We start from the raw sequence: 7,884 nt of genomic DNA, 5'->3' as shown, positions 1-7,884 counted from the left end.
ACCAACAACTTCCCGGAGTTCACCGGTCGCCTGTGCCCGGCCCCCTGCGAGTCGGGTTCCGGTCGGCGGCCGTCCTGCTGGGGCGCGTGCGGTCAGGCCTTCGCCGGACCGGCACAGGCGCCCGCGGCACACGCGGTGAGCCACTGGTCGAAGTCGGCGTCGTAGCGGGTGCCGATGCCGTCGTGGTAGACGGCGTATCCGCCGGCGTAGTCACCGACGCGGAAGCGGGCGAGCATGCTCTGGAGGTCGTCGGGGTGGCGCTCGGCCATGTAGCGCACGGCGAGGTAGCCCCACGGGTAGGTGCGGGTCACGTCGCTGTTGTCGTAGGTGTTCTCGAAGAGGGTGCTCAGCCGGTACGTGTGCTTGGCCGCCTCCTGGACCGCCTGGCCGTCGCCGATGCCCCGGTAGCTGTACGACACGTACTCGGCGAGGCCCTCGATCCACCACACGTCCGGCACCGAGATCTGCTGGTCGAAGGCGCCCTTCATGTCGTCGCGGCCGTCGAGGAAGTGCGTGTACTCGTGGTTGAGGTTCCAGATCCGGGCGGTGAAGCCGTCGTCGGAGGGCTTCTGGTACATGATCGACGTGACGTGGTTGGCCGGGTTGGACGGGTCGCCGTCCAGGGTCATGCCGCCGTTGTCGGTGCTGATGCCGTAGATCGGGCCGGCATAGGTCTGGTAGTCGGGGCGACTGGCGAAGACCACCAGCTGGATGGTGGAGGCGTACTGGCCGGGTATCGCTCCGCCCGCCTTCACCACACCGCGGAAGTAGGCGCTCTGGTTCTGCACGCTCGCACAGGCGGCATCGAGGTCGGCGGCGGTCAGTGACTGGGCGAGGATGGTGATGTCCCCGTCGCAGTGGTGGCTGACGGGCAGGACGGCCCGGGTCAGCTTGCCCGGCAGGTCGCAGACGTCGTAATAGGCGCAGTTGGCGCCGTCGTAGGAGTTGGCCTGCGTGGCGACGGCGACCCAGAGCCCGGCCGTGGGGCCGGTCATCGCGGTCCGGTCCAGGACGTCCTTGGCCAACGGGCGGACGCTGTCCTGGAGTTCGGGGTGCTCGACGTAACGGGCCAGGTTCATCCCGGCGTTGGAGTCCAGGAAGGCCAGATCGGTGCCGAGCTGGTCGGTGTTGGCGAGCGCGAAGTCGTACAGGGTGTCGACGATGCGCGGGTCGGACTCGACCGCCTTCACGTATGCCGGGTTCCAGTTGCCGCGCCACAGCGGGGTGTAGACGTCGTTGACGGCCCTGATCATGCTGTCGACGGAGTCGTACGAACTGTCGTAGGCGTTCAGCAGCCGCCGGTAGACGGACAGATAGCGGCCCTGCTGGTCGGCACTGTCGGTGAGGATGACCGTTTCGCCGAGGATGTCGCCGTTCACCGCGGTCACATCGCGCGAGTGGGACCGGGCGAAGAAGGCGTCCAGGCCGGCCGTGACGGCCTTGGTGAGGCCGGCGCTGTACGGGCCCACGTCCCCGGGGTGGTTGAACTGCACGTAGTAGCCGGCCCGCAGGAAGAGGACCAGTTGCTCCAGGCCGCCGGAGTTGTCACCCCGGTACTGTCCGGCCGTACGGGTGTACGCGGCCGCCACGCTGAGCATCTGCGACTGGCGGAAGACGTTGTGCGCGTCGCTGCCGGTCACCGAGAAGAGGGTGTTGACGCAGTCCGTGGACGAGGCCTTCACGAAGGCGACGAGGGCGGAGCCGGAACGGCCGCCGAAGTCGCCCGGGGTGCAGGAGGCCGCGGTCGCCGCCTTGCGGGCCGGCTTGCGGGTGAGGGGCTGCAGGGGCGGGAGTTGGGCCGGGCTGAGCCGTCGGGCCCGACTCTCCGCGTGCTCGGTGACGGCGGTGGTCGCGCCGGCCGGCGACGGCAGGGACGTGCGCCCGTGGGGAGCGACGGCGGCAGCGGTGTGCGGCTGGGGTGCCGCCGGCGCCGGCGTGGCCAGCAGACCGGTGACGGTGACGCAGACAGCCGCGGCGCCGGCCATGCGTCCGCCCGTACGGGAGTGCCTGCGGCCGGGCATGCGTCTGGGCAGCGCGAAGCGATAGCGCATGTGGGGTTCCTCCACGAAGGGATGCGCCTCGGTGGGGTGTTGAGGCGTGTGAGGCACTGTCTCAGCGGCCGCCCCGCTCAACAATGCCGTGTGACATAGCACATGCCACTACCCGCTCATAACATCACGGCGCGCCTTTGACACAGCGCGGCCGCGCTCCCGAACGGGTCCGCCGGACGGCTAGGCGCCGGTGACGCTCCACGTCCGCGAGGCCCAGGCCCGCAGATGGGGCGCCTGGGCGACGAGGTCACCGTAGGCGGCCGTGGCGGACTGGGCCAGCGCCTCCACGACCTCCTCGGTGACGCTGTCGGGCCGCCAGACCAGTACATAGCGGCACCACAGCGGGGAGCCGACCAGTGGCTTGACCACGACGTGCGGGATCGGCCGCAGCGTCGGCTGCACGAGCGACACCCCCAGGCCGTCGGCGATCATGCTCTGCAGCTGGGTCTGGTCGCCGAGGAACTCATGGACCGTGACCGGGGTGAACCCGGCCGCCGCACAGGCGTCGTAGAACACCCCGGGCCAGCCGGCGCCGTCGTCCGGGGTCACGAACCACGCGTCCTCGGCCAGATCGGCGAGCTGCACCTGGGCGCACTGGCGCAGCCGGTGCCGGGAGGGCAGGGCCACGAACGTGGGTTCGGTGACGATCCCGCGATGCCGCACCGCGCCCGAGTGGCGCAGTTCCATGCCCGGATAGTCGGCGGCGATGGCCGCGTCCACCGCGCCGTCCTCCAGCAACTCGACGATCCGCGAGGAGGCGTAGACGCTGGTGACCGCCAGGGACACTTCCGGCAGCCGGGTACGGACGCGGGAGACCGTGCCGGACAGCATGGGCGAGTTGGTCGCCGCCACGCGCAGGGTACGCCGGGCTCGTGCGGCGGCCGGGCGGTGGCCGATGGCGTCGGCGCGGGCCAGTACGTCGCGGGCCTGGGCGACGACCTCGGCGCCGTAGCGGGTCGGCCGCACTCCGCTCGCGCCGCGCTCGAAGAGCGGTTCGCCGAGGTGGCGCTCGATGCGCCGCAGCTGGGTGCTGACGGCGGGCTGCGAGTAGCCGAGCTGTGTCGCGGCCCGGCCCACGCTTCCCGCGTCGGCGATCGCGCACAGCACCCGCAGGTGCCGCAGCTCCAGCTCCATCGCTCCACTCCCCGTTCCGTCCACGGCCCCGGGAGATCCGTCCGCCTCCCGGGAAAACCACTGCTCACAGCCGCCGCCGGCCGTGGTCGCGCCCGGCGGACCGAAGCGTCGCACTGTGCCGCGTCCGGCACAAGTCGCAGGTCCGCCGAGCTCGGGGCGCCGCTTCCGGGCGGGCCGGTCCGTGTCAGTGGCGGCCCAGCACCTCCGCGACCCGGATGAAGCCGTCCGTGCCGTGGCCGAGGCCGATGGTGCGCCGGGCCATGCCTTCCACGGCGCGCATCACTCCCGCGTCGATGCCGTGGGCCTCGGAGACGTCGATGACATGGGCCATGGTCGAGGCGGCCGAGGTGAGGGGATTGATCGCCCCGGAGTAGGTGCCGTCGTCGGCGTCCTGCGCGAACTCGGCGAAGAGCGGCGGCAGGATCGCGCCGATCCCCTGGGCGAAGGGCGCCAGTTCCCCGGCGGTGACCCCCTCGGCTCGGGCGATCGCCACGGCGTGCGCGTAACCCGCCATGGCCGTCCAGAAGAGGTCGAGCAGCGCGATGTCGAAGGCGGCGGCGCGCCCGATCTCCTCACCGAGGTGGGTGTGCGTGCCACCGAGTGCCGCCAGTACGGGCCGGTGCTCCTCGTACACGTCCCGCGGTCCGCTGTGCAGGAACACGGCCTCCGGGGTGCCGATGCTGGGGGCCGGGGTCATGATCGCGCCGTCCAGGTAGCGGATGCCGTGGGCGGCCGCCCAGTCCGCCGTCTCCCGGGCCCGGGCCGGGGTGTCGGCGGTGAGGTTCACGACGGTACGGCCCTTGAGGGCTGTGCTGACGGGCTCGGGACGCAGGAGGGCGTCGACCGCGTCGTAGTTCACCACGCAGACCACGGTCAGGTCACCGGCGGCCACGGCCTCCTCGGCCGATCCGGCGCCCACCGCGCCCTGCTCGATCAGCTCCCGGTCCCTGCCCGGTGTGCGGTTCCAGACCGTGGTCCGCAGTCCCGCCCTCAGGAACGCGCCGGCCAGCGAGCGGCCCATCGGGCCGAGACCGAGCACGGTGACGGCAGGAAGATTCGTGGTGGTGGACATGTTTCAACTCCCGTAGAGACGAAGGACTGTGGCCGTACGGCCTGATGAGGAAACAGAAGAGGACACCGATGACACGCAGCCGCGCACAGGACCCGAACGTCTGCGGGGTGACCGCCGCGATCGCCGTGATCGACGGCAAGTGGAAGACGTCCCTGCTGTGGCTGCTGGAGTCCGGCCCGCACCGGCCCGGCGAACTGCGGCGCCGGCTGCCGGGGTTGAGCGAGAAGGTGCTGACTCAGGCGCTGCGCGAGATGGAGGGGGACGGCCTGGTGCACCGGGAGGTGTACGACGTGCTGCCGCCGAAGACCGTGTACACGCTGACCGCTTTCGGCCGCGACCTGTCCGAGGCCCTGGGCCCCGTGTCCGATTGGGGACACGGCCACCTGGAACGGCTCCGCGAACGCGGGGCGGCGTCCTGACGCGCCACCGCCGTCACCTCCTCCCGTGCCGTCGCCGTAGCCCCTGACCTCGGGAAACAGCCTCTCCCGGCCGGTGACGGCTGCCAAGTACGCACAAAAAAGTGGGTATACGGGAGCACCCGCCGCCCTCGGCGGGGTGCACCCCGTCGTGTTCCCCGGCCGGTCGTCGCTCTGCGGGGCCGAGCCGTCCGCCGCGAGGGGCGTTCCGGTGGAGCCGGAGGCGGTGAGCAGCGGGGATGCGGTGTCGCCCTCCACGGCGTGCTACCCGGTCGGCACCCGCCCGAGGCTCGGGCGGGCCCCTCCTCGCTGGTACTGCGAGAGTCCACGGGCGACCCACACTCCACTGTGTTGCCTAAAACGTTTAGGAAACTCCATAATGGCTTCTGGCAGAGGGGAGAGCGACATGGTGCGCGCGGGCCTGACCACCGAGCGCCTCGTCCGGGCGGGCGCGGAACTCGCCGATGAGGTCGGCTTCGACCAGGTGACCGTGTCGGCGCTGGCCCGGCGGTTCGACGTCAAGGTCGCGAGCCTGTACTCCCACCTGAAGAGCTCCCAGGATCTGAAGACGCGTATCGCGCTGCTCGCCCTGGAGGAACTCGCCGACCGCGCCGCCGACGCTCTTGCCGGACGGTCCGGCAAGGACGCCCTCGGCGCGTTCGCCGACGTCTACCGCGACTACGCCCACGCACACCCCGGCCGCTACACGGCCGCCCGGCACCCGCTGGACCCCGAGACGGCCGCCGCCGGCGCCGGGGCACGGCACGCGCAGCTGACCCGGGCCATCCTGCGCGGCTACGACCTGACCGAGCCCGACCAGACCCACGCGGTACGCCTCCTCGGCAGCGTCTTCCACGGCTACGTCAGCCTGGAACTGGCCGGCGGATTCAGCCACAGCGCCCCCGGCTCCCAGGAGTCGTGGACGCGGATCGTGGACGCCCTCGACTCCCTGTTGCGCAACTGGCCCGCCCCCCGACCCCCTGGACACACGCCCGGATGATGCAGACCACGCCCCTGACCGCCGCTCTCGTACGCGGCGCCCTCGATCTGGAACGCACCGCCCACGGCCTGCTGCCACACCGGTTGCCGGCCCGCGCCCGCGCGCAGTGCGCCGATCCGCAGCTGGCCATGGTGGAGTCCCAGCCCTCCGGCGTACGGCTGGTCTTCCGCACCCGCGCGACCACCGTCGAGCTGGACACCCTGCCGACCAAGCGGGTCTACGTCGGCGCGCCGCCCCGCCCGGACGGCGTCTACGACCTGCTCGTCGACGGACGTCCGGCCGGCAGCGGCCGGGTCGCCGGCGGCAGCACGGTCACGATCGACATGGCCGCCGGGACCGCCGAACACCGGCCGGGCCCCGTCGGCACCGTGCGCTTCACCGGGCTGCCCGACGCCGCCAAGGTCGTGGAGATCTGGCTGCCGCACAACGAGACGACCGAACTCGTCGCCCTGCGCACCGACGCGCCCGTCGAAGCCGTACCGGACCGGGGCGGCAAGGTATGGCTGCACCACGGCAGTTCGATCAGTCACGGCTCGGACGCCGCGAGCCCGACCACCACCTGGCCCGCGCTCGCCGCGTCCCTCGGCAGGGCGGAACTGATCAATCTGGGGCTGGGCGGCAGCGCACTGCTCGACCCGTTCACCGCGCGCACCCTGCGCAACACACCCGCCGACCTGATCAGCGTCAAGCTGGGCATCAACGTCGTCAACACCGACCTGATGCGGCGGCGCGCGTTCGGCCCCGCCGTCCACGGCTTCCTCGACACCGTGCGCGACGGCCACCCGGACGTCCCGCTGCTCGTCGTCTCGCCGATCCTGTGCCCCCTCCACGAGGACACTCCGGGCCCCAGCCTCCCGGACTTCTCCGCCCTGAGTGAGGGGCGGCTGCGGTTCCGGGCGGCCGGGGACCCGGCGGAGACCGCGACCGGGAAACTGACCCTGGCGGTCATCCGGGAGGACCTGGCCCGGATCGTGCGCGAGCGGTCGGCCGAGGACCCCCATCTGCACTACCTGGACGGCCGTGACCTGTACGGCGAGGCCGACTTCGCCGAACTGCCGCTGCCCGACGGTCTCCACCCGGACGCCGCCGCGCACCGCCGGATCGGTGAACGGTTCGCGGCGCTGGCGTTCGCGCCGGGCGGTCCCTTCGCACGCTCCGCCGCCTGACCGCCGGGCCGGTTCACACCAGGTGGGCGAAGACGACGAGGTTGTCGGTGTAGTCCCGCACTTCGTGGTCGTAGTCCCCCGCGCAGGTGATCAGCCGGACCTCGGGGCGCTGTGCGTCGGCGTAGACCCGCTTGCTGGGGAAGGCGTCCTTGGCGAAGGTCTCGGCGCTGTCCACGACGAACTCGGCGTCGCTCCCGTCGGCACGCTGCACGGTGAAACGGTCACCGCTCTGCAGATCGTCGAGTCCGGCGAACACGGCCGCGGAGGTCGTCGTGTCGACGTGCCCCGCGATGACGGCGGTGCCCTTCTCGCCGGGTGAGACACCTTTGGCGTACCAGCCGACGAGGTTGGTGTCCCCCGCCGGTGGGGGCTCGAGCTGGCCGGAGGGACCGATGTCCAGGGTGGTGAAGGGGGCGTCGACGGAGATCTTCGGGATGACCAGGCGGACCGGCGCGGACCGGGGCAGCGCCTCGCCGGCCCGCTGCGGATCGGCGTGCGCGGCGGCGCTCGCACCCGCGGCACGGGACGCGTGCGACGTGTCGTCCGAGCCGTGGTGTCCGCCGAACATGGTGACGGCGAGGATCGCGATCGCCGCGCCCCACACCGTCAGCCGCCCGCCACGGCCCGAACTCTGCCCGTCCGACGGCGGTTCCGCGGGGTTCGAAGAGGAGGAATCTGCTGCCATCGGACACCACCTCACTCGGGCACGGCAGCACGGGGATCAGAACAGGGAGCGCCGGTGCCTAGGGCGCGGCGCGGGGAGAGGGACGTACAGGGGCGTCGGCGTAGAGGGCCCCGAAGTGAGGGGCGGGGCGGAGCCGGCACAGGTGGCCCGACGGACGGGGAGCGACGGTCGCGGAGCCCCGGCCAGGCACGGCGCGGCGCGGGACGTACGGGGAGGGCGCGGGCGCGCACATGCCACGTGTGCGTGGGGGGACGGGCCGTAAGGGGCGCGGCGCACCTCGTCCGGCGTGCGGCCTTCCAGAAGTGCGTCAAGGGCGGCACCCACGACAGCTGGGTGAACAAGTCCCAGAAGGCCTTCCAG

Annotated in this window: 7 protein-coding genes; 3 read left to right on the top strand and 4 right to left on the bottom strand. The window is 72.1% G+C overall.

Going from position 1 to position 7,884, the window contains the following annotated elements:
• Positions 1-92 precede the first annotated feature (92 nt).
• The 3 genes from ACWC94_RS38590 to ACWC94_RS38580 all read right to left on the bottom strand — a co-directional run bounded on the left by ACWC94_RS38590 (position 93) and on the right by ACWC94_RS38580 (position 4,257).
• Positions 93-2,051: a collagenase gene (locus ACWC94_RS38590; protein WP_450801981.1), complete on the bottom strand. Its 1,959-nt coding sequence runs from the start codon at positions 2,049-2,051 to the stop codon at positions 93-95.
• Positions 2,052-2,231: 180 nt separating this feature from the next.
• Complete coding sequence (locus ACWC94_RS38585) at positions 2,232-3,185, bottom strand: LysR family transcriptional regulator (protein WP_450801979.1); 954 nt, start codon at positions 3,183-3,185, stop codon at positions 2,232-2,234.
• A gap of 184 nt (positions 3,186-3,369) precedes the next feature.
• Complete coding sequence (locus ACWC94_RS38580; protein WP_450801977.1) at positions 3,370-4,257, bottom strand: NAD(P)-dependent oxidoreductase; 888 nt, start codon at positions 4,255-4,257, stop codon at positions 3,370-3,372.
• A 68-nt stretch (positions 4,258-4,325) separates the two neighbouring features.
• On the opposite strand from ACWC94_RS38580, the gene ACWC94_RS38575 reads away from it, so the two are divergent.
• The 3 genes from ACWC94_RS38575 to ACWC94_RS38565 all read left to right on the top strand — a co-directional run bounded on the left by ACWC94_RS38575 (position 4,326) and on the right by ACWC94_RS38565 (position 6,839).
• Positions 4,326-4,676 carry a winged helix-turn-helix transcriptional regulator gene (locus ACWC94_RS38575; RefSeq protein ID WP_450801975.1) on the top strand — a complete coding sequence of 117 codons (351 nt, stop codon included), beginning with the start codon at positions 4,326-4,328 and terminating at the stop codon, positions 4,674-4,676.
• Positions 4,677-5,079: 403 nt separating this feature from the next.
• Positions 5,080-5,673 carry a TetR/AcrR family transcriptional regulator gene (locus ACWC94_RS38570; RefSeq protein ID WP_450802042.1) on the top strand — a complete coding sequence of 198 codons (594 nt, stop codon included), beginning with the start codon at positions 5,080-5,082 and terminating at the stop codon, positions 5,671-5,673.
• Positions 5,673-6,839: a GDSL-type esterase/lipase family protein gene (locus tag ACWC94_RS38565; RefSeq protein ID WP_450801973.1), complete on the top strand. Its 1,167-nt coding sequence runs from the start codon at positions 5,673-5,675 to the stop codon at positions 6,837-6,839. The genes ACWC94_RS38570 and ACWC94_RS38565 overlap by 1 nt, the downstream gene beginning before the upstream one ends.
• Before the next feature lie 13 nt (positions 6,840-6,852).
• On the opposite strand, the gene ACWC94_RS38560 is transcribed toward ACWC94_RS38565, so the two are convergent.
• Positions 6,853-7,524, bottom strand: a complete 672-nt coding sequence (locus ACWC94_RS38560; protein WP_450801972.1) for a class F sortase — start codon at positions 7,522-7,524, stop codon at positions 6,853-6,855.
• Between the last annotated feature and the right edge of the window lie 360 nt (positions 7,525-7,884).

This window comes from Streptomyces sp. NPDC001135, from assembly GCF_053598395.1.
The sequence above is the reverse complement of the archived record's forward strand: the minus strand, read 5'-3'. Positions and strand labels throughout refer to the sequence as shown.

Excerpts from the sequence above, each read along its gene's own strand:
- ACWC94_RS38590 (WP_450801981.1), bottom strand. The coding sequence starts at position 2,051 with ATGCGCTATCGCTTCGCGCTGCCCAGACGCATGCCCGGCCGCAGGCAC.
- ACWC94_RS38585 (WP_450801979.1), bottom strand. The coding sequence starts at position 3,185 with ATGGAGCTGGAGCTGCGGCACCTGCGGGTGCTGTGCGCGATCGCCGAC.
- ACWC94_RS38580 (WP_450801977.1), bottom strand. The coding sequence starts at position 4,257 with ATGTCCACCACCACGAATCTTCCTGCCGTCACCGTGCTCGGTCTCGGC.
- ACWC94_RS38575 (WP_450801975.1), top strand. The coding sequence starts at position 4,326 with ATGACACGCAGCCGCGCACAGGACCCGAACGTCTGCGGGGTGACCGCC.
- ACWC94_RS38570 (WP_450802042.1), top strand. The coding sequence starts at position 5,080 with ATGGTGCGCGCGGGCCTGACCACCGAGCGCCTCGTCCGGGCGGGCGCG.
- ACWC94_RS38565 (WP_450801973.1), top strand. The coding sequence starts at position 5,673 with ATGCAGACCACGCCCCTGACCGCCGCTCTCGTACGCGGCGCCCTCGAT.
- ACWC94_RS38560 (WP_450801972.1), bottom strand. The coding sequence starts at position 7,524 with ATGGCAGCAGATTCCTCCTCTTCGAACCCCGCGGAACCGCCGTCGGAC.